The sequence below is a fragment of the Caulobacter sp. Root655 genome (genome assembly GCF_001427665.1).
In the GTDB taxonomy this organism is placed as follows: Bacteria; Pseudomonadota; Alphaproteobacteria; order Caulobacterales; family Caulobacteraceae; genus Caulobacter.
In genome coordinates, this window is sequence record NZ_LMHC01000027.1 from 208,559 (window position 1) to 233,493 (window position 24,935).

General features: G+C 69.6%; 24 protein-coding genes. 8 read left to right on the plus strand and 16 right to left on the minus strand.

Annotated elements, in window-relative coordinates:
• The first annotated feature begins 32 nt into the window (after positions 1-32).
• The gene (locus tag ASD79_RS22630; protein ID WP_056726056.1) at positions 33-1,454 is read left to right on the plus strand and encodes an MFS transporter; all 1,422 of its coding nucleotides are present in this window, start codon (positions 33-35) and stop codon (positions 1,452-1,454) included.
• Here ASD79_RS22630 and ASD79_RS22635 read toward each other — a convergent pair.
• The 5 genes from ASD79_RS22635 to ASD79_RS22655 form a co-directional block, all read right to left on the minus strand.
• Positions 1,451-2,269 carry a transporter gene (locus ASD79_RS22635; protein WP_056725900.1) on the minus strand — a complete coding sequence of 273 codons (819 nt, stop codon included), beginning with the start codon at positions 2,267-2,269 and terminating at the stop codon, positions 1,451-1,453. The two genes, ASD79_RS22630 and ASD79_RS22635, sit on opposite strands and share 4 nt — an antisense overlap.
• Positions 2,270-2,292: 23 nt before the next feature.
• Complete coding sequence (locus ASD79_RS22640) at positions 2,293-3,420, minus strand: serine hydrolase domain-containing protein (protein WP_056725901.1); 1,128 nt, start codon at positions 3,418-3,420, stop codon at positions 2,293-2,295.
• Between the two features lie 181 nt (positions 3,421-3,601).
• A complete protein-coding gene (locus tag ASD79_RS22645) occupies positions 3,602-4,462 on the minus strand; it encodes a PfkB family carbohydrate kinase (RefSeq protein ID WP_056725903.1) in 861 nt (286 codons plus the stop codon).
• 179 nt (positions 4,463-4,641) lie between these two features.
• On the minus strand, positions 4,642-6,033 hold the full coding sequence (ahcY, locus tag ASD79_RS22650; protein WP_056725905.1) for an adenosylhomocysteinase: 1,392 nt from the start codon (positions 6,031-6,033) through the stop codon (positions 4,642-4,644).
• A 114-nt stretch (positions 6,034-6,147) separates the two neighbouring features.
• The gene (locus ASD79_RS22655) at positions 6,148-7,698 is read right to left on the minus strand and encodes a CHAD domain-containing protein (protein ID WP_056725907.1); all 1,551 of its coding nucleotides are present in this window, start codon (positions 7,696-7,698) and stop codon (positions 6,148-6,150) included.
• A gap of 113 nt (positions 7,699-7,811) precedes the next feature.
• Here ASD79_RS22655 and bioB point away from each other — a divergent pair, with 113 nt between their 5' ends.
• Positions 7,812-8,825 (plus strand): biotin synthase BioB, encoded by a 1,014-nt coding sequence (gene bioB, locus ASD79_RS22660; RefSeq protein ID WP_056725908.1) that lies wholly within the window; start codon positions 7,812-7,814, stop codon positions 8,823-8,825.
• A gap of 163 nt (positions 8,826-8,988) precedes the next feature.
• On the opposite strand, the gene ASD79_RS22665 is transcribed toward bioB, so the two are convergent.
• The 5 genes from ASD79_RS22665 to ASD79_RS22685 all read right to left on the minus strand — a co-directional run bounded on the left by ASD79_RS22665 (position 8,989) and on the right by ASD79_RS22685 (position 12,581).
• The gene (locus tag ASD79_RS22665; RefSeq protein ID WP_056725910.1) at positions 8,989-9,270 is read right to left on the minus strand and encodes an HPr family phosphocarrier protein; all 282 of its coding nucleotides are present in this window, start codon (positions 9,268-9,270) and stop codon (positions 8,989-8,991) included.
• On the minus strand, positions 9,267-9,671 hold the full coding sequence (locus ASD79_RS22670) for a PTS sugar transporter subunit IIA (RefSeq protein WP_007666567.1): 405 nt from the start codon (positions 9,669-9,671) through the stop codon (positions 9,267-9,269). The genes ASD79_RS22665 and ASD79_RS22670 overlap by 4 nt, the downstream gene beginning before the upstream one ends.
• Positions 9,672-9,746: 75 nt before the next feature.
• Positions 9,747-10,181 carry an HPr kinase/phosphorylase gene (locus tag ASD79_RS22675; RefSeq protein WP_056725913.1) on the minus strand — a complete coding sequence of 145 codons (435 nt, stop codon included), beginning with the start codon at positions 10,179-10,181 and terminating at the stop codon, positions 9,747-9,749.
• On the minus strand, positions 10,178-11,866 hold the full coding sequence (locus ASD79_RS22680; RefSeq protein WP_235524564.1) for a stimulus-sensing domain-containing protein: 1,689 nt from the start codon (positions 11,864-11,866) through the stop codon (positions 10,178-10,180). The genes ASD79_RS22675 and ASD79_RS22680 overlap by 4 nt, the downstream gene beginning before the upstream one ends.
• Before the next feature lie 7 nt (positions 11,867-11,873).
• On the minus strand, positions 11,874-12,581 hold the full coding sequence (locus ASD79_RS22685) for a response regulator transcription factor (protein WP_007666586.1): 708 nt from the start codon (positions 12,579-12,581) through the stop codon (positions 11,874-11,876).
• A 200-nt stretch (positions 12,582-12,781) separates the two neighbouring features.
• Here ASD79_RS22685 and ASD79_RS22690 point away from each other — a divergent pair, with 200 nt between their 5' ends.
• Positions 12,782-14,494: a hypothetical protein gene (locus ASD79_RS22690; protein ID WP_056725915.1), complete on the plus strand. Its 1,713-nt coding sequence runs from the start codon at positions 12,782-12,784 to the stop codon at positions 14,492-14,494.
• A gap of 152 nt (positions 14,495-14,646) precedes the next feature.
• On the opposite strand, the gene ASD79_RS22695 is transcribed toward ASD79_RS22690, so the two are convergent.
• The 3 genes from ASD79_RS22695 to pseB all read right to left on the minus strand — a co-directional run bounded on the left by ASD79_RS22695 (position 14,647) and on the right by pseB (position 17,945).
• On the minus strand, positions 14,647-15,666 hold the full coding sequence (locus ASD79_RS22695) for a hypothetical protein (protein ID WP_156400636.1): 1,020 nt from the start codon (positions 15,664-15,666) through the stop codon (positions 14,647-14,649).
• Between the two features lie 75 nt (positions 15,667-15,741).
• Positions 15,742-16,911: a UDP-4-amino-4,6-dideoxy-N-acetyl-beta-L-altrosamine transaminase gene (gene pseC, locus ASD79_RS22700; RefSeq protein WP_056725919.1), complete on the minus strand. Its 1,170-nt coding sequence runs from the start codon at positions 16,909-16,911 to the stop codon at positions 15,742-15,744.
• Positions 16,911-17,945 carry a UDP-N-acetylglucosamine 4,6-dehydratase (inverting) gene (pseB, locus tag ASD79_RS22705; RefSeq protein ID WP_056725921.1) on the minus strand — a complete coding sequence of 345 codons (1,035 nt, stop codon included), beginning with the start codon at positions 17,943-17,945 and terminating at the stop codon, positions 16,911-16,913. The genes pseC and pseB overlap by 1 nt, the downstream gene beginning before the upstream one ends.
• A 116-nt stretch (positions 17,946-18,061) precedes the next feature.
• On the opposite strand from pseB, the gene ASD79_RS22710 reads away from it, so the two are divergent.
• Complete coding sequence (locus ASD79_RS22710; protein WP_056725923.1) at positions 18,062-18,472, plus strand: hypothetical protein; 411 nt, start codon at positions 18,062-18,064, stop codon at positions 18,470-18,472.
• Between the two features lie 121 nt (positions 18,473-18,593).
• Here ASD79_RS22710 and ASD79_RS22715 read toward each other — a convergent pair whose 3' ends face one another.
• The gene (locus tag ASD79_RS22715; protein ID WP_156400637.1) at positions 18,594-19,073 is read right to left on the minus strand and encodes a nucleoside deaminase; all 480 of its coding nucleotides are present in this window, start codon (positions 19,071-19,073) and stop codon (positions 18,594-18,596) included.
• Between the two features lie 51 nt (positions 19,074-19,124).
• Here ASD79_RS22715 and ASD79_RS22720 point away from each other — a divergent pair, with 51 nt between their 5' ends.
• Positions 19,125-20,585 (plus strand): pseudouridine synthase, encoded by a 1,461-nt coding sequence (locus tag ASD79_RS22720; RefSeq protein ID WP_056725925.1) that lies wholly within the window; start codon positions 19,125-19,127, stop codon positions 20,583-20,585.
• A gap of 75 nt (positions 20,586-20,660) precedes the next feature.
• Here the strand turns inward: ASD79_RS22720 and ASD79_RS22725 are convergent, their stop codons facing one another.
• The gene (locus ASD79_RS22725) at positions 20,661-21,320 is read right to left on the minus strand and encodes a CDP-alcohol phosphatidyltransferase family protein (RefSeq protein ID WP_056725927.1); all 660 of its coding nucleotides are present in this window, start codon (positions 21,318-21,320) and stop codon (positions 20,661-20,663) included.
• A gap of 71 nt (positions 21,321-21,391) precedes the next feature.
• Here ASD79_RS22725 and ASD79_RS22730 point away from each other — a divergent pair, with 71 nt between their 5' ends.
• The gene (locus tag ASD79_RS22730; RefSeq protein ID WP_056725929.1) at positions 21,392-22,366 is read left to right on the plus strand and encodes a phosphatidate cytidylyltransferase; all 975 of its coding nucleotides are present in this window, start codon (positions 21,392-21,394) and stop codon (positions 22,364-22,366) included.
• Between the two features lie 16 nt (positions 22,367-22,382).
• Positions 22,383-23,042 (plus strand): lysophospholipid acyltransferase family protein, encoded by a 660-nt coding sequence (locus tag ASD79_RS22735; protein ID WP_056725931.1) that lies wholly within the window; start codon positions 22,383-22,385, stop codon positions 23,040-23,042.
• Between the two features lie 183 nt (positions 23,043-23,225).
• Here ASD79_RS22735 and ASD79_RS22740 read toward each other — a convergent pair whose 3' ends face one another.
• The gene (locus ASD79_RS22740) at positions 23,226-24,164 is read right to left on the minus strand and encodes a CPBP family intramembrane glutamic endopeptidase (protein WP_056725934.1); all 939 of its coding nucleotides are present in this window, start codon (positions 24,162-24,164) and stop codon (positions 23,226-23,228) included.
• Positions 24,165-24,291: 127 nt separating this feature from the next.
• On the opposite strand from ASD79_RS22740, the gene ASD79_RS22745 reads away from it, so the two are divergent.
• Positions 24,292-24,933 carry a TMEM175 family protein gene (locus tag ASD79_RS22745; protein ID WP_056725936.1) on the plus strand — a complete coding sequence of 214 codons (642 nt, stop codon included), beginning with the start codon at positions 24,292-24,294 and terminating at the stop codon, positions 24,931-24,933.
• The last annotated feature ends 2 nt before the right edge of the window (positions 24,934-24,935 follow it).

Genomic DNA, 24,935 nt, shown 5'->3' on the forward strand with positions numbered 1-24,935 from the left:
GCAAGCCGCCTTGGCTGATCCATGCTCGGCCCATGACCAGCGCCCTGCATCCCCCGTGCGACGAAGGCGTCATTCGCGCCAGCCCTTGCCCCGACCAGCCCGCGCCGCACAAGCGCCTGGCCCTGGCGGCCACCGTGCTGGGCTCGAGCATGGCCTTCATCGACGGTTCGGTGGTCAATGTCGCCCTGCCGGCCATGCGGACCGCCCTGAAGGCCGACGCCGGGGAGGTGCAATGGATCGTCAACGCCTACCTGCTGCTGCTGGGGGCGCTGGTCCTGATCGGTGGTTCGGCTGGCGACCGCTATGGGCGGCGCAGGGTGTTCGTCCTCGGCGTCGTGCTGTTCGGCCTCGCCTCGCTGGGCTGCGCCCTGGCCCCGGACGCCGGCTGGCTGATCGCCGCCCGGGCCGGGCAGGGGATCGCCGCGGCCCTGCTGGTGCCGGCCAGCCTGGCCATCCTCGGCGCGACGTTCAGCGACGCCGAGCGCGGCGGGGCGATCGGGGCCTGGGCCGGGTTCGGGGCGGTGACCGCGGCGGTCGGCCCGGTGCTGGGCGGCTGGCTGGTCGACCACGTGTCGTGGCGGGCGATCTTCCTGATCAACCTGCCGCTGGCGGCCGCCACCGTCTGGCTGGCGCTGGCCGCCGTGCGCGAGAGCCGCGACCCGGACGTCGACCGCCTGGACTGGCTGGGCGCGGGCCTGGCCGCCACCGGCCTGGGCGCGGTGACCTGGGGCCTGACGGCGGTCGGCGAACGCGGCTGGGGCAGCGTGGCGGTCTGGGCCGCCCTGGCGGCCGGCGCGGCCCTGCTGGCCGCCTTCGTGGTCAGCCAGGCGCGCCAGAAGCACCCGATGATGCCGCTGTCGCTCTATCGTTCCCGGACTTTCAGCGGCGCCAACCTGCTGACCCTGGCGCTGTATTTCGGCCTGACCGGCGCGCTATTCTTCCTGCCGTTCGAACTGATCGCCCGTCATGGCTATTCGGCGGCCGGGGCCGGCGCGACCCTGCTGCCGCTCTCGCTGGTGATGGGCGCGCTGTCGGGCGTGGCCGGCAAGGCAGCCGACCGGTTCGGGGCCCGGCCGATGCTGACGGTCGGCCCGATCCTGGCGGGCGTCGGCTTCGCCCTGCTCGGCGCGCCGTGGCTGGGCGGCGGCTACTGGACCGGCGTCCTGCCGGCGATGCTGGTGCTGGCGGTCGGCATGACCATCAGCGTCGCGCCGTTGACCAGCACGGTGATGGGGGCGGTCGCCGCCAGCCACGCCGGCGTCGCCTCGGGCGTCAACAACGCGGTGGCGCGGATCGCAGGCCTGCTGGCCGTGGCGGTGCTGGGGCTGGTCTATTTCGCGCCCGGACCCCAGGGCTATCCGTGGGTCATGGGGATCAGCGCGGTGGCGGCCGTGGCGGCGGGGATCGTCGGCGCGCTGATGATCGAGGCCAAGCCGGCGCCCAAGGCCGTCTAGAACCGCTTGGCCACGCCCACCACCAGTTCCAGGTCCGGCGTGTCGCGGTTGAGGCCCAGATAGGCCGAGGCGTCCAGTTGCAGGTCCGGGACCGAGGCCGGGGTCCAGCCGGCGGTCAGGTCGAAGCTGGCCGAAGTGACCCGGCCGGCGGGGTCGTCGTCGACGTCGGCCCACAGCTCGACGCCCAGCGACACCGGACCGAACGACCGGCCGACGCCGACGGCCCCCGCCAAGCCCGCATGGCGTCCCGAACCGTCGGCGTCGGGGCGCACGTCCAGCTCCGGCGACAGGGCCAGCGACCAGTCGCCGTTCAGCGGCATGGAGATCGGCGCGATCACCCCGCCCTGCCACTTGCCGCCGCCGATCCCGTCGGCCCCGGTCGGCGCGGTCACGAACGGCTGCAGCGCGACGGAAAGGCCGTCGCCGCCGGGATTGCGCAGCGACCAGCGCAGGGCCAGCCCCAGGTCACCCGTGCCGTCGATGGTGGATGTCGCGCCCGTGGCCCGGTCCTTCTGGCGCACCCGTTCGTGGGCGGTCCAGCTGAGCTGGCCCTCGACGGTCGGCGTCAGGCCCAGGCGCAGTTCCAGCGACCCGAAGGCGGTGTCGTCGGTCGAGGTCCCGCCGCCCCGGCTATAGGCGGCGTCGGCCAGGCCGAGCTCGGCCTGGAAGCGGCCGACGTCCAGCACGCAGGGCGGCGAGCCCTTGCCAGGTCGGTCTGGGCAGAAATCACGCGGGGCGCTCTGGGCCAAGGCCGCGCCGCCCGCCGGCAGGGTCATCGCGGCCGCCAGTCCCATGATCGTCAGAAGCCCGCGCATCGTCACCGTCCCCCTGGGTCGTGTTACAATGCGCCGTTGGCCGCCTGGATCAACCGCACCGCGCGCGCGTCGCCGATCAACTCGCTGCCCTGTTTATTCATGACATAGGCCCCCGACACCCCGCGCGACGGATCGGCGAAGGCGCAGGAGCCGCCCCAGCCGCTGTGGCCGAAGGCCTCGGGCGTCGGGCCGTAGAACAGGTTGGGCGTGTTGCGCATGAAGCCCGCGCCCCAGCTGATCACATAGGGCAGGACCAGGTCCTGGCCGACGATCCGTTCGGCGCTGGCGAGGGCGATCGCGGCCGGCGACAGCACCGGCATGCCGTCCAGTTCGCCGCCGGAGGCCAGGGCGCCCATCAGCCGGGCCAGGGCCGGGGCGGTGGCGTGGCCGTTGGCCGACGGGATCTCGGCCCGCCGCCACTCGGCCGTGCCGCGTCCGCCCGGCGCCGCCCACTTGGTCATGAAGGCGGCCTTCACCGCCGCGTTCATCGCGCCGAACTTTGGCAGGGCCGTGGGGCGCATCAGCTCGGCGCAGCGGGCGTGTTCGCTGTCGGGCAAGCCGATCCACAGGTCCAGGCCCAGGGGGACGGCCAGGTCCTCGCGCAGCGCCGTCCCCATGGTCCGGCCGTCGACGCGGCGGAAAATTTCGCCGGCGATGAAGCCGAAGGTCACGGGGTGGTAGCCGCTGGCCGAGCCGATCGGCCACAGCGGGGCCATGGCCGCCAGCTTGGCGCAGGTGGCGTCCCAATCGAACCAGATGGCCGGGTCCTCTTCCTCGGGGAAGCCCGACAACCCGTCCTGGTGCGACATCGCCTGGCCGACCGTGACGTCCTGCTTGCCGGCCTGGGCGAATTCCGGCCACACCGAGGCGACGGTCTGGTCGTAGGTCAGTCGGCCCTGGTCGACGAGGCGGGCGATCAGCAGGGCGGCGACCGCCTTGGTGGTCGAGAACAGCGGGGTCAGGGTGTCGGGACCGAAGGCGACCTCGCGCTTGCGGTCCGCGTGGCCGCCCATCAGGTCGACGACGACCTCGCCGTGGATGGCCAGCGAGAACCGCGCGCCCAGTTCGCCGCCTCCCTCGAAATTGGCGGCGAAGGCGTCGCGCACGGCGGAAAAGCGGTCGGGGCAGAAGCCTGTGATGTCGACGGTCATGGGGAGGGTCTAACCCGACCGCCCATACCTGTCATCCCGGACAAGGCCCGCAGGGCCGCCGATCCGGGACCGCCGGAAGCGCTGGCGTTCACGCGTCGGTCCCGGATCTTCGCGCTGCGCGCCAGCCCGCCGTCAGGCGGGCCGCTTACGCGGCCCGAGGCCGGGATGACAACCGTGGTGGCTAGGCCAGCCGCTCGATCCGCACGGTCGGCGAGGTCTGCTTGATCCGCGCCGCCATGGCCACGATCGGCAGTTCCGGCGCGTTCCAGATATTGGCCGCCGTCACCGTTTCGGCGACGCCGCCCACCGCCCGGGCCAGGCCGTAGGAGATGGTCTGGCCTTCGAGGATCGAGGCGGCGTAGAGGGCGGTCAGCAGGTCGCCGGCCCCGTTGGGCGCGCGCACCGCCTTGGCGTGGGCGGCCAGCCAGGCCTCCTTGCGGTCGGCATAGACGACGCCGATCTCATTTCCTCTTTGTACGGACGACACCAGGGTCGGTTTGTTCAGCAGGCGGGCGGCGCGGACGGCGGCCTGGGGTTCGCGGGCGTCGGTCCCGGTCAGGTGCTGCAGCTCCCAGGCGTTGCAGGCCACCACGTCGGCGCGCGGGATCAGTTCGGCGGCGATGGCCTCGGCCACCTCGGCGGGCACATAGAGGCCCTTGCCGGCGTCGCCCATGGTGGGGTCGACGACGATCGTCGGCTTGCGCGCCGGAGCCTGGGGCGCGCCGCCCTCGCGTGGCGCGGCGCGTACGGCGTCGATGCTCCGGGCGGCGGCCCGCACCTGGGCGGCGGTGGCGAAATAGCCGGTGATGACCATGTCGGTCTGGCTGAACAGGCCGTTGGCCTCGATGCCATCGAGCATGCTCTCGATCAGCTCGATCGGCACGGGCGCGCCGCCCGGAATGCCCCAGCCGGGATGGCGGCCATACAGCACGGTCGGCACGATCATCGAATCGATGCGGAACTGCACAAGGGCGGCGGCCTGGGCCGACGCGCCGACCCGGCTGCCCGCGACATGGCTGGAAATGATCAAGGCTAACGGCATGACAAGCGGCTTAGCCGAGCAATGAGGCCTTGAATAGGGTGGTCGCGATTGACGCGACGGCAAGTTGGCGGAACGGCGTTATCGATTTATTCGAACCCTGCAACCTGCCCGATTGCCCACGAAAAAGGCCCGCCGCGTTTCCGCGGCGGGCCCTTCCTCGTTCACCGTGAGGCGAACGCCTAGTAGCGGTAGTGGTCCGGCTTGAACGGGCCGTTTTCCGGCACGTTGATGTACTCGGCCTGGTCGGGACGCAGCTTGCTCAGCTTGGCGCCCAGCTTGGCCAGGTGGAGAAGGGCGACCTTCTCGTCCAGGTGCTTGGGCAGGGTGTAGACGTCGTTCTTGTAGGCCGTCTTGTTGGTCCACAGTTCGATCTGGGCCAGGGTCTGGTTGGTGAACGAGGCCGACATCACGAACGAGGGGTGGCCGGTGGCGTTGCCCAGGTTCACCAGGCGGCCTTCCGACAGCAGGATGATCTTCTTGCCGTCCGGGAACTCGATGTGGTGGACCTGCGGCTTGATCTCGTCCCACTTGAAGTTCTTCAGGCCGGCGACCTGAATTTCCGAGTCGAAGTGGCCGATGTTGCAGACGATGGCGTTGTTGCGCATCGCCCGCATGTGCTCGACGGTGATGACGTCCTTGTTGCCCGTGGCGGTGACGAAGATGTCGGCGCGGCCGGCCACGTCGTCCAGGGTCTGGACCTCATAGCCTTCCATCGCCGCCTGCAGGGCGCAGATCGGGTCGATCTCGGTGACGATCACCCGGGCGCCGCCTTGGCGCAGCGAGGCGGCCGAGCCCTTGCCGACGTCGCCGTAACCGCAGACCACCGCGACCTTGCCCGACAGCATGACGTCGGTGCCGCGACGGATGGCGTCGACCAGCGATTCCCGGCAGCCGTACAGGTTGTCGAACTTGGACTTGGTGACGCTGTCGTTGACGTTGATGGCCGGGAACGGCAGTTCGCCCTTGGCGGCCATCTGGTACAGGCGGTGGACGCCCGTGGTGGTTTCTTCCGACACGCCGCCGATGGCTTCGCGGATGGCGGTGTAGAAGCCCGGCTTCTCGGCCAGATAGCGCTTCATGACGGTGTAGAGGGCTTCTTCTTCCTCGTTGGTCGGGTTGTTGAGGATCGTGGGATCCTTCTCGGCCTTGGGGCCCAGCACGCAGAGCAGGGTCGCGTCGCCGCCGTCGTCGAGGATCAGGTTCGGATAGCCGCCGTCGGCCCATTCGAAGATCTTGTGGGCGTATTCCCAGTACTCGACCAGGTTCTCGCCCTTGAACGCGAACACCGGCACGCCCGAGGCGGCGATGGCGGCGGCGGCGTGGTCCTGGGTCGAGAAGATGTTGCACGAGGCCCAGCGGACGTCGGCGCCCAGCGCGGTCAGCGTCTCGATCAGCACGGCGGTCTGGATGGTCATGTGCAGGCTGCCGGCGATGCGGGCGCCCTTCAGCACCTGGCCCGGGCCGTATTCGGCGCGGGTGGCCATCAGACCGGGCATTTCGGTCTCGGCGATGGCGATTTCCTTGCGGCCGAAATCGGCGAGCGAGATGTCCTTGACGATGTAGTCGGCCACGGTCGGCTCCTGCGGTCGGGGGATGTGTCTTGCGCGGTCTATAGCGCGACGCGACCCTTCTCGCAATTAAGGCATAAGGATTTCTTTATATGAGTCGCCCGCCCGGCGGGTGTGTCACCAGAATCGCTTGGCCTCGGCGAAGGTGACATAGGCGCCTTGGGCGTCGGCGAGCAGCGCCGCCTCGCGTTCGGGCCCGCCCGCCGTCAGCCGACCGGCGGCGAAGGCGGCTTCGGGATCGTCGCAGGACAAGGCCACCTCGTGGGCCAAGGCCTCGCGGACGGCCAGGTCGTTGAGCACGCCGAGACTGTCCTGCAGGACCTTGGTCGCCTCGACGAAGCGGGCCACGCGCTTGGGATGGTCGGGAAACAGGCTCGCCAGGTCCTCGACCGCGTAGCGCAGCTTCTTGCCGCGGATGCGAAGATGGTGACGGTCCTCGGGACTCAGGGCGGCCAGGTCGCGGCCATCCTTGAGGATCCGCCGACGGCTCTTGTCGAGGACCTGGACGGCGAAGTCGGCGGCGGAGCGGTCGCGGCGCTTTCCGAGGCGCTTGTCGGTGGTCCAGGCGCCGGCCTCCAGCCAGGCGGCGGCGTCGATGGCCAGGGCGCGGAAGCGGACGCTGTCGACGGCGACGGCGGCCCGGTCGTAGGCCTGGGTCTGAGCCGTCAGCAGGGCCTTGCCGAAGGCGGCGAGGGCGCGGGCGCCGTTCTCGGCCGTTCCGTTCGCCTCACCTTCGGCCTGGTCCTGAGCGGCCTGACTTTCGATCGCCTGGTCCTCGGCGGCCGGCCGCCAGACGTCGGCGATGAACACGTCGAGTTCGCGGGCCGCGCCCAGTTCGTCGGCCAGCCATTTCAGTTCGGTCTTGACGTGGCGCGCCGCCGGGTCGCCGGCCAGGAGCTTGAAGGTCGAGAGCAGGGCGCGGAACCGTCGGGCCGCCACCCGCAGCTTGTGGACCCGCTCGGGACCGGGCCGGGTCCGCAGGGTCTCGGCGGCGGCGCACAGGCGGTCCAGCGCCGCGCGGCCCAGGGCCTGCAACGCCTCGCCGGTGGTCGCCTCGGGGTCCAGCGTCGCCTCGGCGCGCGGCCCCTCGGCCTCGTTCAGCGCCAGGGCGTAGCCGCGCTCGGCCTTGCTGACCAGCGACAGGCGCAGCGGCGCGTGGGCGGCCAGGTCGCGGGCCAGGTCGAACAGCACCCGCGCGGGACCGGCCTTCAGCTCCAGCTCCAGCTCGCTGACCCCGGCCCGGCGGTCGTCGGCCAGCAGTTCGCCCAGGTCCAGCGCCGCCTCGATGGTCGCCCCGTCTCGCTCGATCAGCCGGGTCACGCGGCGGACATTGGTGGCGAACACCGGGGTCAGGGCGTCGCCGTTGATGACCTTGGCGGCCGGGGTCTTGGCCAGCAGGTCGCGGTCCGGCTCGGGGCCGACCACCGCGCTCTCCCATTCGCCGCGCGCGAAGACGCCGCCGGACGAGGCCGATTTCAGGGTCTGCTTGCGGCCGTTCTCGCCGTCGCGAATCCGCAGGCCGTAGCCCGCCTTGCGCAGGGCATGGTCGGCGGTGTCGAAATAGGTGGCGTCCAGCTGCCGAACCGCCTCCCGTCCCTCCAGACGGGCCAGGATCTCGGACGAAGCCTCCGGGGCGATCAGGAACTTCAGTTCGATTTCGTGATCCATGCGCGGACTATAACTCGGGCTGGCCGGTTTTGCTCCAACCGGGGATGGCCGAAGGGCCCTCGCACGCTGGCCGTGCTTGCCAATCGTGATGACCGAGTCCAAACCTGCGCGCCATGACGCAGATCAATCCCGCCGAGCCCCGCCACGACTGGACGCTTCCCCAGGTGGAAGCCCTGTTCGACCTGCCCTTCATGGAACTGGTGTTCCAGGCCGCCACCGTGCATCGGGCCGGGTTCGATCCCTCCGAGGTGCAGCTGTCGCAGCTGCTGTCGGTCAAGACCGGCGGCTGCGCCGAGAACTGCGGCTATTGCAGCCAGTCGGCCCACTTCAAGACCGGCCTCAAGGCCGAGAAGCTGATGGACGCCGACGTCGTCATCGCCAAGGCCCGCGAGGCCCGCGACGGTGGAGCCCAGCGCTTCTGCATGGGCGCGGCCTGGCGCGAGCTGAAGGACCGCGACCTGCCCAAGCTGGCGGCGATGATCGGCGGGGTGAAGGCCCTGGGCCTGGAGACCTGCGCGACCTTGGGCATGCTGACGCCGGAGCAGGCCAGGCAGCTGAAGGACGCCGGGCTCGACTACTACAACCACAACCTCGACACCGGCCCGGAATATTACGGCGACGTGGTCACCACCCGCACCTACCAGGAGCGGCTCGACACCCTGGCGCACGTCCGCGACGCCGGCATGAGCACCTGCTGCGGCGGCATCGTCGGCATGGGCGAGGCGCGGCGCGACCGTGCCAGCCTGCTGCACCAACTGGCGAGCCTGCCCAGCCACCCCGACAGCCTGCCGGTCAACGCGCTGGTGCCGGTGGCCGGCACGCCGCTGGGCGACAAGGTCAAGCGAGAGGGCGAGATCGACGGGCTGGAGTTCGTGCGCACGGTGGCCGTGGCCCGGATCGTCTGCCCCAAATCGATGGTCCGCCTGTCGGCCGGCCGCGACGACATGAGCCGCGAGCTGCAGGCCCTGTGCTTCATGGCCGGCGCCAATTCGATCTTCGTCGGCGGCAAGCTGCTGACCACCCCGCTGCCGGGCCAGGACGAGGACAGCGCGCTGTTCCAGGACCTGGACCTGCGACCGATGGGGTCGGCCAAGGCCGTGGCGCCGGAAAGCGTGGCGGCGGAATAATCCGAGGCGATTTCGCAAGACCCTCCCCCTGTGGGGGAGGCGATCGCGTAGCGATCGGTGGGGGGAGTCTTAGGATCGTCGATCTAGGTTCCGGCGTCGCCCGACTACGCCCCCCTCCGTCGGCTTCGCCGACACCTCCCCCACGGGGGGAGGACCTGAAGAACTACCGTTCCTCGTCGAACCTGTTCGCCACCAGCTCCGTCAGCGCCTCGACCGCCGCGTGGGCTTCGGGCCCCTCGGCGGCGATGTCGATGGTCGAGCCGATGCCGGCGGCCAGCATCATCAGGCCCATGATCGAGCGGGCGTCGACGCTGGAGCCGTCGCGGGCCACCGTCACCTCGGCGTCGAAGCCGGAGGCCAGCTTGACGAACTTGGCCGAGGCGCGGGCGTGAAGCCCCCGTTCATTGACGATTTCGACCGTGCGCGTCGCCATCATCCCGCTCATTTTTCTCCCGCGAGCACGTAGGAGGCCACGGAGATGTACTTGCGTCCAGCTTCCTGGGCATGGGCGACGCAGGCCGGCAGGGCCTCGCGCTGGCGCACGCTGGCCAGTTTGATCAGCATCGGCAGGTTCAGGCCGGCGATCACCTCGGCCTTGGTCTGCTCCATCACCGAGATGGCCAGGTTGCTGGGCGTGCCGCCGAACATGTCGGTCAGCAGAATCACCCCGCCGCCGTCGTCGACCGCGGCGCACGCCTTCAGAATGTCGGACCGGCGACGTTCCATGTCGTCTTCCGGACCGATGCAGATGGCCTTCACCGCGCCTTGCGGTCCGACCACGTGCTCCATGGCGGAGACGAACTCCTCCGCCAGACGCCCGTGCGTGACTATCACGAGCCCGATCATGCCTGATCTCTCAAACGGGATCCCCTAACCCGTGGCGGCTAGGGAGGCGCCGCGCGGGCCGTCTTGATACGCTTGTTAGTCGGTGACTCCAAGATGCTCAAACATCCGTCCGATTTTCCCCGGCGCGGCGGGTTCCAAAGGCCACAGGTCGAGCACCGGGACGGAAACGCCCTCGATGGTTTCGAATATGGGCTCGGGCATGCGCTCCACCGCCTGCGGCCGAATCGCGCATCGCACGAGCAGACGCACGCGGCACAACGACAGGTGCGCCTGCGGCAGGACGCCCAGGCCCCGCACCTCGATCAGCCCGGCCAGGGCGTCCGGCGCGCGGCCGAACAGCTTGCCGTTCGAGGCGAACACCAGGGCGTAGTCGTCGGACACCAGGCGGAAGCCCTCGGCCAGGGCGCGGAAGGCCAGGTCGCTCTTGCCGACCCCCGACGGCCCCTCGATCAGCGCGCCGCACCAGTGGCCGGCCACGCGACGCGCGATCATTCCAGCGTGGCGGATCATTCGCGGGCGCCTCCCGGATGGTGGCCGTGATGGTGGTTTCCGGCCTCGGGCAGCTCGACCCGGAACCGGGCCCCGACCACCTGGCCGGCGGCGTTCTTGCGGTTCTCGGCCCGCATCGCGCCGCCATGGGCCTCGACGATCTGGCGGGCGATCGACAGGCCCAGGCCCGAATTGCCGCCGAACGCCTTGCCCTTGGGCCGCGAGGTGTAGAAGCGCTCGAAGATGGTCTCGAGGTTTTCCTTGGGGATGCCCGGACCGTCGTCGTCGACCGTGACGATCAGCCGGCCGTGGTCGCGGACCAGGGCGACGCGCACCTCGCCGTCGGCGGCGCTGAACGAGCGGGCGTTGTCGACCAGGTTGCGGAACACCTGGCCCATCGGGGTTTCGCGGGCCATCACCCGGGCGTGCTGCGGAGCGACCTTCTCGTCGAAGGTCACCCGCACGCTGCCGGGCGCCTCGCCGGGCCGCCACTGGGCCTCGTAGAGGTGGATGACCTCATGCAGCAGCAGGTTCAGCTCGAACGGCCGCGGCGCTTCGCGCGACAACTCGGCGTCCAGTCGCGAGGCGTTGGAGATGTCGGTGACCAGGCGGTCCAGGCGGCTGACGTCCTGTTGCAGGATGCCCAGCAGCCGGGCGCGGGCGGCGGGGTCCGACACCAGGTCCAGGGTCTCGATCGCCGAGCGGATCGAGGTCAGTGGGTTCTTGATCTCGTGGGCCACGTCGGCGGCGAAGCGCTCGATGGCGTCCATCCGCTCCGACATCGAGTCGGTCATCTCCTCCAGGGCCCGCGACAGGTCGCCCAGTTCGTCCTTGCGGCCGGAGATGTCGGGCAGGGAGATGGCGCGCGCGCCCTCCAGCCGCACATGGTCGGCGGCCCTGGCCATGCGCAGCACCGGCTGGGCGATCAGGCGGTTGAGCAGGAAGGACGAGATCAGGGTGGTGGCCACCGCGATCAGGGCGAAGGGCAGCAGCGCCTTGCGCTCGGCGGAGATGATCTGGTCGACGTCCCCGGCCTCGAGGGTCAGGACGCCCAGGACGGCCCGGACATGCTGAATGGGGATCGACACCGACACCACCCGCTCGCCGTTCTCGGCCCGGCGGGTGCCGGCCACCGGCTCGCCCAGGCGGGCCTGGGCGATCTCTGCGGCCAGCGCTTCGCGCGCCGCTTCCACGGCCTTGGGTTTGGCGTCGGGGTCGCGGGTCGGCAGCCCGAACTCCGGCTGGCCCGGCTTGCGGGCCGGCGGCAGCTCGCGGGACTCCACCCGGTCGGCGACGACGTAGGAGTCGGCCAATTGGTTGCCCTGGGCGTCGAACAGCCGGGCCCGCTGCGAGCGTGGGATGAACAGGCCCTGCAGGATGTCGCTGGCCCGGTCGGCCTCCAGCTTGGGCTCGGGGTCGCCCACCGTCGCGGCCAGGTCGATGACGTTGGCGATCAGCTCGCCCTGGGTGGTCAGGCTGTCGATGCGGGTCTTGATCAGCCCGCTGCGCAGCTCGTTGAGCACCAGCGCCCCGCCCAGCAGGATGGCCAGGGCCAGGACGTTGAGCCCGATGATCAACCGGCCCAGGCGCGAGCCCCTGGGCCAGGTGAAATTGGGCCAGCTGAAATTGGGCCAAGCCAATTGCGGCCAGGTCAGCCGGCGTTTCGGCCGGCCGTGCTCGCGGTCCTGGTCCTTGGCCGATCCCATGGCGGGATCAGGATTCGCGATAGCGGTAGCCGACGCCATACAGGGTTTCGATGGAGTCGAACTCCGGATCGACCTGGCGGAACTTCTTGCGCATCCGCTTGATGTGGCTGTCGATCGTGCGGTCGTCGACATAGACTTGATCGTCGTAGGCGGCGTCCATCAGGTTGTCGCGGCTCTTCACGAAGCCCGGGCGCTGAGCCAGGGATTGCAGCAGCAGGAACTCGGTGACCGTCAGGCGCACCGGCTTGCCGTCCCACAGGCTGTCGTGCCGCGCCGAATCCAGCGTCAGCTTGCCGCGCTTCATGATCTTGGAATTGGCCGAGCCGGGAACCACGCCCGGTTCGTCTTCCTCGGGCCGGGCCCGCCGCAGCACGGCCTTGACCCGCTCCAGCAGCAGGCGCTGGCTGAACGGCTTGTGGATGTAGTCGTCGGCCCCGAGGTTGAAGCCGAGGATCTCGTCGATCTCGTCGTCCTTGGAGGTCAGCATGATCACCGGGATCTCGGTGGTCTGGCGCAGGCGCCGCAGCACTTCCATGCCGTCCATGCGGGGCATCTTGACGTCGAGGATCACCAGGTCGGGCGCCTGGCTCTCGACCGCGTCGAGCCCCGAGGCGCCGTCATAGTACGCCTTCACCACGTGACCATGGCTTTCCAAGGCCAGTGAAACCGAAGCGACGATGTTCTCGTCGTCGTCGATGAGAGTAATATCGGCCATCGAGCCTTATCGGTCCTTTCGCTTTCCGCCGATACTAACGACCGGCGAGCCCCCCTACAACGCATGGGGCGGCTAAGCTTTCCCCGCCTTTTGCGGTTGCAGCATGGCGTCATTGCGGCCGGACGGCCCGATACACCGGTCCGGCAACCTCGCCTTAAGGTCTCATATCCCATAACGGACGCTCGGGGAGCCCTTAGCCCATGAGCGATCAAGTCCATTACGAGCTGTTCGTGCGCCGCAAGCCCGGCGCGCAATGGACGCTCGACATGGCGACCGAAATCCGCACCCACGCCCTGGCCACCGCCGAGGAGGCCCTGGAGCAGGGCCGGGCGATCGCCGTGCGGGTGAGCAAGGAAACCCTCGACCCCGAGAGCCGCGAATACAAGTCGATCTCGATCTTCACCAAGGGCCAGGTCGACGGCGGCAAGCCCAAGAAGGTGCAGGAGGACCTCGACCCCCTCTGCGTCCAGCCCTCCGACCTCTACACCGCCCACGCGCGCGACCGCATCGGCCGTCTTTTGGAAGCCTGGCTGGCGCGGCATAACGCCACGCCGTTCGAGCTGCTGCACCGTCCCGACCTGGTCGAAAAGCTGGAAGCCTCCGGCACCGACCTCCAGCACGCCCTGCAGAAGATCGCCATTCCCGAGGCCGAGGCCCGGGGCATGTCGGTCCATGAGCTGATCCGCACCTTCCAGGGCCTGGTCGAGCGCACCGTCGCCAACCTGATGAAGGCCTTCAAGAAGGGCGCTCTGCCCGACCTCGACAAGGAAGGCTTCGCCCGCGCCGCCGAGCGCCTGGCCACCGATCCCGACCGCGCCTTCCTGCTGGGGGCCGGCGTCGCCGCCTCGATCGCGCCCGGCAAGAACTGGTCCGAGAAGATCGCCCGGCTGCTCGACCTGGCCGACGCCGCCCCGACCGACCCCAAGGCTCGGGCCGCCGCCCTGGCCGCCATCGAGACGCCCCTGGCCGAGATCATCGGCTCCAAGGCCGGCATGGCCGACCTGCTGGGCGCTAACGACGCCGACCTCGGCACGACCCTGGCGGCCATGACCCGCCTGGCGGGCGGCGCCCAGGTCGAGGCCCTGATCCGCGTCGAGGCCGGGGTGCGCCACTGCATGCCCGAGCTGTCGGGCACCGCCAAGCGCCTCAGCCAATGGCTGACCGGCGACGACTTCCCCGCCGTCCGCTCGTCGATCGCCCACCGGGTGCTCAAGGAACTAAACGGCGTGCGGCGCCTGCGGCCCGCCGACGCCGAGTCCGAGATCGAACACCTGCGGGCCCTGGCCATGAGCCTGACCGCGGCCGCCGGGCGCATCCTGCCGCCCGAAGACATCACCAGCGCCTTCACCACCCGCTCCAAGACCCTGCTGAACGGCGAGTTCATCGAGGCCCTGCTCGGCCGCGACCGCTCGTCGCGCGAGGAGGTGCAGATGCTGATCCGCCTGGCCGAGAACGTCATGGGCGCGGTCAACAAGCGCATGGCGGCCCGTTGGCTGTCGGCCAACATCCAGGCCCTGCGCTTCGAGCGCGAGCTGCGCCAGGGGCCCGACTCGGCGGCTTCGAAGCTGGCCTCGCTGGCCGGCCTGCAAAAATCCCTGATCCGTTCGGGCTTGGTGATCGAGGACTACGAGCCGCTGTGCGCCAAGCTGGGCGACCTGGGCGGCCTGGTCGAGACCGACGCCCGGCTGCTGACCATGCTGGTCCGCGCCCCCGCCCCCCTGCCGCAGAAACTGGCCCTGCTGATCAAGCTGGCCATGGGCGAAGCCGGCCCCACCGGCCCGGTCGCCGACAAGGCCCGCCTCGAGGCGATGAAACTGGCCCGCGCGCCCGAGGTCCGCGAGGAACTGGCGGGCTCGCCGGAGACCATGGACCTGCTCAAGGGCCTGGTGCAGCAGCAGAAGGCGGCGGCTTAGCGGCTCATCGGCATTCCGCGCTGGGCCACCTAACCCGTCTCCGAACCCTCCTTTCGTCCGTCATTCCCGTTATTATTTAGCGAACAAGCCTGTCCCCAAAGCGGCTGGATCGGTGATGGACTGTGATTGGGGCGTGGGTACTGTCGGCGGTGTTAGGTGGCCTCGCTGCCCACGGCGCAAGCGGTGAAGCCCTTTGTGGGAAGGTTATAAAATGAGCACATTGTGGTCGTGTGGCGACGTCCGCTTACGTCAGAGTAGTCAACGCGAACGCGCACGACAAAAATCTTAACTCCGCTCTTGAGGCCTTCCACCTCGGATTGGGTCAAAGCCGATCCTAAGATTTTCGGCTCTATGGTTCGCATGGTCCCCGGAAAGACGGCCTCAGAAGCACAGGTCTCACATTCTTTGAGAGCTTCATAAGGCGACGTCCTCTCCATTATCTCCCACTTGGTAAACGACCTAACTTTGATAGCGGGGCTTTTTCCCGTATTGGATATTTGTGTGTGCGCGACGAAGTCTTGGCCAACGACAAAATCGAAACTGTTGGGAACGGTGGCGGCGCTAATCCATGCGCGATCCGCATCCAGCAAAACCTTGACTTGATCGCTGCTGGATTGCGCGAGCCTGCCAGTCGCGCCGCTAGCCGCCGACGCTGCGTGCGCCTGAGCGATGGCGGCGTCGGCGCTCGCCTTGATAGAGACCAGTTGGTCGGCGCTGCTGCGAGCCAAAGCAGCTGTGCTACTGGCCTGCTGGCCAGCAACGATGATAAGTTTATCCTGCCGGAGGTCGGATTGCGCGCCGTCAATGGCGTCCTGAGTCCGCTGCGCCTTCATTTCCTTGAGCTGGCCGTGGGAAATCGCAACGCCAGCGATGGCTGCTATTGCGGCAATGAGGCTGGCGACGAACCCGGCAATTTCGATTGGCTTCGATGGATCACGTTGCGACGGGTGGTTTGCTGGGGAGCCGTCATGCCATTCTAGTTCTGGTTTTTGAAGAGCCTTATCAGGTCCATCAACATCCACTTGATGCTGTTTAGGCGCATACTTCCTATTGCCCGCTGCTTGCCGGCCTTTGCCATCTTTGCCTGGCTGATCGGCGTCGGTCTGGGTTGCGCCTAGTCCAAGCGCAGGCTTGTCGCCCCTATCGCGGTCAGAGCCGCCAGTGGAAACCATGCCGGAAACGCCCCCGATTTAATCTTCACCTGAACACCGGTCTCGGTCTCAGGCAAGCTCGCACGCGGGTACCGCCTACTGCCCCAACGCCCCCACCAGGGCTTCAACCACCCGGTCCACATCCCCATCCGCCATGGTCGGATACAGCGGCAGGGTCAGGCAGCGGGCGTACCAGGCGTCCGCGCCCGGCAGGTCCAGGGTGCCGTAGCGGGCCTGGTAGTAGGGCTGGCGGTGCACCGGGATGTAGTGGACCTGGCTGCCGATCCCTTGCGCCTTCAACGCCTCGACCACGGTGCGGCGGGTCGTGCCAGCGGCCTCGAAATCGATCAGCACGGTCAGCAGGTGCAGGGCCGGCTCGGACCAGGCCGGGCTAGCCGCCAAGGTCACCGTCGGGGCCAGGGCGGCCAGGCGCTCGGCGTAGAGCGCGGTCAGCTCCCGCCGCCGGGCCACGAAGCGGTCGAGCTTGGCCAACTGGGAGATTCCCAGGGCGCAGAGCAGGTCGGGGATGCGGTAGTTGAAGCCCAGTTCCGGCATCTCGTAGACCCACGGCTCGGCCCCGGCCGGGCGGACCATGCCGTGGCTACGCAGGGACCGGGCCCGCGCTGCGAGCGCCGCATCGTTGGTGGTCAGCATGCCGCCCTCGCCGGTGGCCAGGGTCTTGACCGGATGGAACGAGAAGCTGGCGAAGGCCGAATAGGCCCCGTCGCCGACCGGGTGGCGGGCGCCGTCGAACGTGCTCGTCGAGCCCAGGGCGTGGGGCGCGTCCTCGACCAGCACCGCCCCGGCCGCGCTGGCCATGGCCTTCAGGGCCGGCAGGTCGCAGACGTCGCCGCGCAGGTGGACCGGCAGCACCGCCTTCACCCGGCGGTCGCCCGCCCGGGTCAGCGCCTCGGCCAGGGTGTCGGGGGTCATCAGGCCGGAATTGGGATCGACGTCGGCGAACACCACCTCGGCCCCGACGTAGCGGGCGCAGTTGGCGGTGGCCAGGAAGGTGACCGAGGGGGCGATGCAGACGTCGCCCTCGTCGATCCCCAGGGCCAGCATGGCCAGGTGCAGGGTGGCGGTGCCGTTGGCCACGGCGACGGCGTGCTGGGCCCCGACCTTGGCCTTGAAGGCGGTCTCGAACGCCTCGACCGTCGGGCCGGTGGTCAGGAAGTCGGCGCGCAGGGCCGCCGTGACCGCCGCCACGTCGTCGTCCTCGATGGTCTGACGGCCGTAGGGGAGGAACGGAAGCGCTTCGGCCATCAGGCCTTCTCGGCCAGCATGGCGTTGAGGCCGTCCTCACTGAGCCAGTCGTCGTTATTGTCGCTGCTGTAGCTGAAGCCCTCGTCCACGGGCTTGGCGCCGTCGGCGGCGCCGAAGCGATCGCGGGGATATTCCACGAAGGTCGGCTCGATCACGTAGCGGTCGGCCAGTTCGACGGTGGCGCGGGCGTCGTCGGCGCTGATCATCATCTCGTGCAGCTTCTCGCCCGGGCGGATGCCGACGATCTTGACCCCGGCCGTCGGCGACATCGCCTTGACCAGGTCGGGCATGGTCATCGACGGGATCTTGGGCACGAAGATCTCGCCGCCGCGCATCAGCTCCAGAGACGACAGCACGAAGGCCACGCCCTCGTTGAGGGTGATCCAGAACCGGGTCATTCGCGCGTCGGTGACCGGCAGTTCGGTGGCCCCCTGGCTCAGCAGGCGCTTGTACAGCGGCACGACGCTGCCGCGCGAGCCCACGACGTTGCCGTAGCGAACCACCGCGAAGCGCGTGCCGATGTCGCCCGACAGGTTGTTGGCCGCCACGAAGGTCTTGTCCGAGGCCAGCTTGGTCGCGCCATAGAGGTTGATCGGGTTGCAGGCCTTGTCGGTCGACAGGGCGACCACCTGCTGCACGTGGTTGGTCAGGCTGGCCCAGACGACGTTCTCGGCGCCCATGATGTTGGTGTGGATGCACTCGGACGGATTGTATTCGGCGGCCGGCACCTGCTTGAGGGCGGCGGCATGGATGACGATGTCGACCCCGCGCAGGGCCAGGGTCAGGCGCTGGCGGTCGCGCACGTCGCCGATGAAGAACCGCAGCTTGCCGTAGACGGCGTCGTCGAACTGCTCGCGCAGTTCCATCTGCATGTCGCTCTGCTTCAATTCGTCGCGCGAATAGATGATCACCTTCCGCGGATCCGACGTCCGCAGGACTGTTTCGATGAAACGGCGGCCGAATGAGCCGGTGCCGCCGGTCACCAGGATGACCTTGCCGTCCAGATCGAGGTTTTTCGGTGAAAAACGCCCCAAGTTCAGCCTCCTGCGCGCCGCCGCGACGTTCCGCCCGCGGGGCGATTCATGGTTAACGCCCCTTTGTGCGCGCCAGACGTAAAGAGGACGTCAACCACGTCGTGGCAAAAGGCGTCATGCGCCGCGCCCTCACCCTCTCCGTCCTGTCGCTGCTGGCCGCCGCCAGCCTCGCCGCCCCTCCCGCCCTGGCCAGTGGCAACGAGGCGAAGAAGGCCGAAGCGCCCTCGACCTATTTCGCCCTGCAGCCGCTGACGGCGACCGCCATCCGCCGCGACGGCCGGCGCGGGGTCATGATCGTGGAAGCCGGGGTCGAGGCCGTGGATCCCAAGCTGATGGAACGGGCCCGGCAGTCGGAGCCGCGCCTGCGCGCCGCCTTCGCCCAGGTGCTGATGACCTATACCGCAGGCCTGCCGCGCGGCGCGGCGCCCAACCTGGACTATCTGGGCGGCCAGATGCAGGACGCCGCCGACAAGGTGCTGGGCCGCAAGGGCTCCAGGGTGCTGCTGGGTTCGGCGATGGTGAACTGACCCTCCAGTTCGTCATCCCCCGCTTTATGCGGGGGACCCAAGCGGCGTTTCAGGAGGGGATGCGGCCAACTCGGCTTGGGTCCCCCGAACAAGTCGGGGGATGACGGCGTAGGGGGGCAGTTCACTTCTTCCGCCGCGCCCTGAAGAACCCCCGCAACAGGTCGGCGCTCTGCTGGGCCATCACTCCGCCGGTGACCTCCGGCCGCCAATGACAGGTGGGCTGGGCGAAGAATTTCGGGCCGTGGATCACCGCCCCGCCCTTGGGGTCCTCGGCCCCGAACACCACCCGGCCGATCCGTGCGTGGCTGATCGCCCCGGCGCACATGGCGCAGGGCTCCAGGGTCACCACCAGGGTCAGGTCGGTCAGGCGGTAGTTGCGCAAGTGCGCGGCCGCCATGCGGATCGCGGCGATCTCGGCGTGGGCGGTCGGGTCGTGCGCCCCGATCGGCCCGTTGCCGGCCCGGGCCAGCACCTGGCCGGTAGCCGGATCGAGGATCACCGCCCCGACCGGCGTCTCGCCCCGCGCGGCGGCGGCCCGCGCCTCTTCGAGGGCCAGCGCCATGGCCTGGGCGTCTTGATCCTCGCCCGGATCGGTGCGCATTAGGAAAACCGCCCATCGTGAGATGCGCCCAGCCCCTTGAAGGACCCGGCAATGACCGACAAATACCAGCCCCACCTGCATGACAACGCCATTCCCGGTCAAGACGACGAGGGCGGCGATCGCGTCGCCAAGGCCCTGGCGCGATCGGGCGTGGCCTCGCGCCGCGAGGTCGAGCGGCTGATCGAGGACGGCCGGGTTTCACTGAACGGCACGGTCCTGACCACCCCGGCCGTCAAGGTCCGGCCCGGCGACATCCTGACCGTCGACGGCAAGATGATCGACGAGCCCGAGGCGACGCGGGTATTCCGCTATCACAAGCCCACCGGGCTGATGACCACCCACAACGATCCCAAGCAGCGCCCGACGGTGTTCCAGGCTCTGCCGCGCGACCTGCCCCGGCTGATCTCGGTCGGGCGCCTGGACCTCAATTCCGAGGGCCTGCTGCTGCTGACCAACGACGGCGCGCTGTCGCGAGCCCTGGAGATGCCGCAGAACGCCTGGGTGCGCCGCTACCGGGCTCGCGCCTTCGGCGACACCACCCAGGCCAAGCTGGACCGGCTGAAGGACGGCATCACCGTCGAGGGCGTGCGCTACGGCGCGATCGAGGCCCGCCTCGACAAGGCCCAGGAAAAGGCCGGCGGCGGCAAGAACATCTGGATCACCCTGACGCTGAGCGAGGGCAAGAACCGCGAAGTGCGGCGGGTGCTCGAGGCGCTGGGCCTGAAGGTCAACCGCCTGATCCGCCTGTCCTACGGCCCGTTCGCCCTGGGCACGCTGCTGCCGGGCCAGGTCGAGGAGGTCGGGCCCCGGGTGATCCGCGAGTTGCTGGAAGGCATCGTGGCGGAAGGCAACATGCCCAAGGGCGACAAGCCGCAGTTCGTCGGCGTGGCCGATCCGCTGAAGGCGGTGGGCACGGCCGGCGGCGGCGAGGCCCAGCGGCGCGGCGTGCCGCGGGCCGGCAAGCTGACCCAGTCGGCCCTCGTCCTGCCCGAGGAGGTGGTCGAGGAGACCAAGCTGGTGCGCAAGCCCGGCTGGGCCAAGCCCAAGAAGAAGCCGGTGATCGCCGGCCGCGAGAACCCGCCGCGCCACGCCAAGAAGTCGCTCGAGAGCAAGATGATCGGCCCCAAGCCGCTGTCCTTCCGCGACGCGGCCGCCAAGCGCGTGCGCGACAAGGGCCTGGCCGACAAGAACGCGGCCGACAAGCGGGCGGCCAGCGGCAAGGAAGGCCGCCCGGCCAAGCCCAAGCTCGGCGCGCTGCGGGCCAACGGCTACAAGCCGTTGGAGGCCGAGGGTTTCGGCAAGCCCGGCGGGGCTCGCCCGGGCGCCAAGCCGAGCACGGTCAAGGCGGCGGGGCCCGCCAAGCCGGGTGAGCCCGGCAAGGTGTGGTCCAAGCCCGGCATGGCCAAGTCCGCCGGCGCCCGTCTCGATGGGCCGAAAGGCGCCCCGCGCCCCGGTGGCAAGCCGGGCGGGGCGCGTCCAGGCGGCTCGGCCCCGCCGCGCGGCAAGCGCTGACCTCTTACGGTTGGGACAACGATCGGGGACAGGCACATGTGCCTGTCCCCATCAGCATCCGGGATCCACTCGGGGTCAGCCCCGCAATCCCCGCACCAGATTCCGCGTCCGTCGGACCACCGTGATCAAGGTCCCGGCGCCGATCACCAGCAGCCCGACCAGGATCATCTGGCCCTTGCCGCCCCACAGCGGCTCGACGGCCGAGACCGCGCAGGTCAAGGTCAGCGCCGCCATCCGGTGCTGCTTGGCCATCGGACCGGAGAAGTCGGCGGGCTGGCCCAGTCCCCGGCCCAGCTCGCGAACATAGGCGGTCAGCACCGCCAGCACGGCGGCGAACCAGCCCAGGGCGTCGCCGCCGTCCAGGCCGGACGTCCAGGCGCCGTAGCCGGCCCCTGCCAGCAGCAGCACGTCGGCGACCCGGTCGGGCAACTCGTTCCATACCGGCCCGGCGGGCCCGGCCTGGCCATGCTCGACCGCCACCATGCCGTCCAGCAGGTTGCACAGCAGCCGCCCCTGGACGCACAGCGCCGCCAACACCAGGACCAGCGCGCGCATGACCCCTTCGAGCCCGCCCGACGTCATCAGCAATGCCCCGCCCAGCAGGGCGAAGGCGACGCTGGTCGCCGAGATCGCGTCGGGGCTGACCTTGGCGTCGGCGAGGCGACGCGCCAGTCGCCGGGCGAAGGCGGCGTCGCGGACCGCCAGCGGACGGCGGTTGTCGGGCTTGTCGGTCATGCGGCGCTCCAGATCACTCGTCGGTCGCTAGAACTAGGCTATAGCTGAAAGGGTTCGCCGCCAGGAGTTGCATGGCCATTCTCGATACCCTTCGCGCTTTCCTCGCCGCCCAGCCGCCCGCCCTGCTGGCGGGCCTGGCCGGCGTGGTGATCCTGCTGGGCGTCGCCGGCCTGGTCGCGACCGTGCTGACCGCCCTGCGGCCCGACAAGTCCTATCTGGAACTGCGCCAGCGGATCGCCAGTTGGTGGGTGATGGTCGCCCTGCTGGCCGGGGCGCTGCTGGCCGGCTGGCAGGCCACGGTCGCGGTCTTCGCCCTGATCTCGTTCATGGCCCTGCGCGAGTTCCTGTCCCTGGCCCCGATCCGCCGCGAGGACCGGCCGGCCATCCTGGCGGCCTATCTGGTCCTGATCGCCGCCTACGGCTTCATCGCCGCCGACCGCTACATGTTCTACCTGGTGTTCATCCCGGTCTGGGCGTTCCTGGGCCTGCCGTTCCTGATGGCCATGCTGGGCCAGACGCGCGGCTTCCTCACCACCGCCGCCACCTTCCACTGGGGCCTGGTGACCTGCGTCTACAACCTGGGTTTCGCCGCCTTCCTGATGCGCGCGCCCGACGCCGAGCGCCTGCCGGCCGGGGCGGCGGGGCTGGTGTTCTTCCTGCTGCTGGTCACCGAGTTCAACGACGTGGCCCAGTACGTGTTCGGCAAGCTGCTGGGTCGCCACAAGATCGCGCCCACCGTCAGTCCCAACAAGACCTGGGAGGGCTTTCTCGGCGGCTGGCTGGCCACCGGCCTGCTGATCTGGTTCCTGGGCCCGGTGTTCACGCCGCTGGCCGGCCTGGGCCTGGCGGTGGTCGCCGCGACCTTGCCGGTGGCCGGTTTCGCCGGCGACGTGACCATGAGCGCGGTCAAGCGCGACATCGGCGTCAAGGACACCTCCCACGCCATCCCCGGCCACGGCGGGGTGCTGGACCGCGCCGACAGCCTGACCTTCACCGCCCCGCTCTATTTCCACCTGCTGGCGCTGTTCGCCCTGAACAAGTTCTGATGTGTAAGTTCTGACCATGCGCTGGCTTCGCTTCCTGCTGCTGATCCTGGTGGCCCGGCCGTTGGCCCTGTTCATGACCGGGGCCGACGTGACCGGTCGCGAGCGCCTGCCGCTGAAGGGGCCCGCGATCGTCGCGGCCAACCATTCCAGCCATGTCGACACCCTGCTGTTGCTGGCCATTTTCCCGTCGCGGGCCCTGGCGCGGGTGCGGCCGGCGGCGGCGGCCGACTATTTCCTCAAGGACCCGGTGATCGGCTGGTTCTCGCGCCATGTGATCGGCATCGTGCCGGTGGCGCGCCTGAAGGCCGGCCAAAAAGCAGATAGGGTCGGCGAGGACGTGCTGGCCCCGGCCCGCGCGGCCCTGGCGGCCGGCGACATCGTGGTGGTGTTTCCCGAAGGGACGCGCGGTGACGGAGAAGGCGACGGCATGGGCCAGCTGAAGAGCGGCGTCGCCCGGCTGGCCGAGGCCTTTCCCGACGCGCCGGTCATTCCCGTCTGGATCCAGGGCGCCGGCCGCGTCCTGCCCAAGGGCGAGACCATCCCCGTGCCGCTGAACTGCGCGGTGCTGGTCGGCGAGCCCCTGGCCTGGAGCGGCGAACGTCCCGCCTTCATGGCTAAGTTGCGCGCGGCGCTGCTGGCGTTGAAGGACCAGGCCCCGCCGCTGCGCTGGTCGTAGAGAGCGTCTTCTTTGCCTGAAAGCGCGCTGTTTCCACGCCCGTTTTCCCGGCGAAGGCCGGGACCCAGATTCATCCTGAGCGGCTCGTGGGTTTCACCTGGGCCCCGGCCTTCGCCGGGGAAACGGAGAAAGCTGGGATTCAGAGGCCCAAAATTACGCTCTGACGGGTCGGCGATATGGGCTTCAAGCCACCGCCACCCGGCCCCAGCGCCGCAGCGGCGCCCAGCGCGCGACGATCTCGGCCATGGCGACGTAGCCGGCCAGCATCAGCGGCGCGACGATCAGGGTCTCCGGCGGGAAGGCGTGCGACGCGTCCGGCTTCAGCGACATCGGCTGGATGAACAGCAGGATCAGGATGTTGTTGGCCGCGTGGGCTCCGATGGCGAATTCGGTCCCGCCCAGCCGCAGCGTCATCCAGGCCAGGCCCATGCCCATGGCCAGCCGCATCAGGAAGGCGTCGAGGTTGGGGTCGAAATGGATCGCGGAGAACAGCACGCCGCTCAGCACCAGCACGACGCGCGGGTCGCGGACGAAGGCCCCGGTGACCTTCAGCAGCCAGCCGCGGAACACCAGCTCCTCGGCGGCGGCGGCGACCAGCAGCAGGGCCACCACGATCACCACATAGGCCAGCCGTCCGCCGAGGCCGTGGCTGACGGCCAGGATCGGCGCGCCGGGCGCCTTGGGGTCCAGCGCCGCCGAGGCCAGCAACAGCGGTCCGAGGATGGCGAAGAACAGTCCCAGGCCCAGCAGCAGCAGCCGCCAGCGGAAGCGCGGCGCGGCGGTGAAGTAGGAGCCCAGCTTGCGATGGTGCAGCAGCGCCGCGATGCCGGTGAAGGCCAGGGCCATGCCGCCGTTGGCGAAGGCCAGCAGGCACAGCACGAAGGCCGTCGCCGTCAGCCCGACCGGGACGGCGGCCTGGCCGACCATGGTCATCAGCCGTTCGGCCGCGTCGGCCCCGCCGCCGGCGATCGCGAAGGCCACGAACACCACGACGCCGCCGATCAGGGCCGCCAGCAGCGCCGCGATCACGCCGATCGGCAGGGTCAGCAGAATGCGGTCGACGCGCCGGTCGGCCGGCGTCAGGTCGTCCAGGAACGCTGACCGTTGAAGCTCTGCTAGCACCGTCGTTCCCGATCCAGACCCTGGCTCAATCGCTAGGCGTTCGCCGCCCGGGACGCAAGCCGCTCAACAGGCGACTTGCCGCGATGGCCCGCGCACGGCACACATCGGGGCCAAACGCGGGGCGAACATGAGCACGATCACCACCAAGGAAGAGCAGCACCTCCATCGTCTGATCCTGTTCTCGGACGCGGTGTTCGCCATCGCCATCACCCTTCTGGCCATCGAGATCCATCCGCCCGAGCACTGGACGGGCGTGGCCGACCTGTTCGCGCAGATGCAGACCAGGCTGATGGCCTACGCCGTCAGCTTCGGGGTGGTCGGCATCTATTGGATCAGCCACCGCCGCACCTTCTCGCGCCTGCGCAAGGCCGACGGGACCCTGGACATCCTGAACCTGCTGATGCTGGGCCTCCTGGCGCTGCTGCCCCTGACCACCGAACTGCTGTGGGAGGCGGCCGGCGCGACCTCGGCGGTCGTGGTCTATGTCGGGCTGGTCGCCTCGATCGGCGTGGCCCACGCCGTCGCCTGGGCCTACGCGGCCTTCCCCGGCCAGCTGACCGAGCCCATGGGCACGGCCGAGAAGATCTACGTCCTGCTGCGGGTGGCTCTGTTGCCCGGACTGATGTGCGGCCTGACCTTCCTCAGCATCATGACCCGCACGCCCTGGGGCTGGCTGGGGATCGCCGTCATCGTCGCCGGCCTGACCACCGTCAACCGGCTGATGAGCCGAGGCGCCAGGCCGCTGATTCCCCAGACCGCCGAGGACTAGAC

Coding starts and splice junctions, on each gene's coding strand:
- ASD79_RS22745 (WP_056725936.1), top strand. CDS start 24,292: ATGAGCACGATCACCACCAAGGAAGAGCAGCACCTCCATCGTCTGATC.
- ASD79_RS22655 (WP_056725907.1), bottom strand. CDS start 7,698: ATGGATCACGAAATCGAACTGAAGTTCCTGATCGCCCCGGAGGCTTCG.
- pseC (WP_056725919.1), bottom strand. CDS start 16,911: ATGGCCGAAGCGCTTCCGTTCCTCCCCTACGGCCGTCAGACCATCGAG.
- ASD79_RS22665 (WP_056725910.1), bottom strand. CDS start 9,270: ATGAGCGGGATGATGGCGACGCGCACGGTCGAAATCGTCAATGAACGG.
- ASD79_RS22720 (WP_056725925.1), top strand. CDS start 19,125: ATGACCGACAAATACCAGCCCCACCTGCATGACAACGCCATTCCCGGT.
- ASD79_RS22730 (WP_056725929.1), top strand. CDS start 21,392: ATGGCCATTCTCGATACCCTTCGCGCTTTCCTCGCCGCCCAGCCGCCC.
- ASD79_RS22685 (WP_007666586.1), bottom strand. CDS start 12,581: ATGGCCGATATTACTCTCATCGACGACGACGAGAACATCGTCGCTTCG.
- ASD79_RS22735 (WP_056725931.1), top strand. CDS start 22,383: ATGCGCTGGCTTCGCTTCCTGCTGCTGATCCTGGTGGCCCGGCCGTTG.
- ASD79_RS22690 (WP_056725915.1), top strand. CDS start 12,782: ATGAGCGATCAAGTCCATTACGAGCTGTTCGTGCGCCGCAAGCCCGGC.
- ASD79_RS22710 (WP_056725923.1), top strand. CDS start 18,062: ATGCGCCGCGCCCTCACCCTCTCCGTCCTGTCGCTGCTGGCCGCCGCC.
- ASD79_RS22670 (WP_007666567.1), bottom strand. CDS start 9,671: ATGATCGGGCTCGTGATAGTCACGCACGGGCGTCTGGCGGAGGAGTTC.
- bioB (WP_056725908.1), top strand. CDS start 7,812: ATGACGCAGATCAATCCCGCCGAGCCCCGCCACGACTGGACGCTTCCC.
- ASD79_RS22725 (WP_056725927.1), bottom strand. CDS start 21,320: ATGACCGACAAGCCCGACAACCGCCGTCCGCTGGCGGTCCGCGACGCC.
- ASD79_RS22695 (WP_156400636.1), bottom strand. CDS start 15,666: ATGGTTTCCACTGGCGGCTCTGACCGCGATAGGGGCGACAAGCCTGCG.
- ASD79_RS22635 (WP_056725900.1), bottom strand. CDS start 2,269: ATGCGCGGGCTTCTGACGATCATGGGACTGGCGGCCGCGATGACCCTG.
- ASD79_RS22675 (WP_056725913.1), bottom strand. CDS start 10,181: ATGATCCGCCACGCTGGAATGATCGCGCGTCGCGTGGCCGGCCACTGG.
- ASD79_RS22645 (WP_056725903.1), bottom strand. CDS start 4,462: ATGCCGTTAGCCTTGATCATTTCCAGCCATGTCGCGGGCAGCCGGGTC.
- ASD79_RS22630 (WP_056726056.1), top strand. CDS start 33: ATGACCAGCGCCCTGCATCCCCCGTGCGACGAAGGCGTCATTCGCGCC.
- ASD79_RS22640 (WP_056725901.1), bottom strand. CDS start 3,420: ATGACCGTCGACATCACAGGCTTCTGCCCCGACCGCTTTTCCGCCGTG.
- ASD79_RS22680 (WP_235524564.1), bottom strand. CDS start 11,866: ATGGGATCGGCCAAGGACCAGGACCGCGAGCACGGCCGGCCGAAACGC.
- ASD79_RS22715 (WP_156400637.1), bottom strand. CDS start 19,073: ATGCGCACCGATCCGGGCGAGGATCAAGACGCCCAGGCCATGGCGCTG.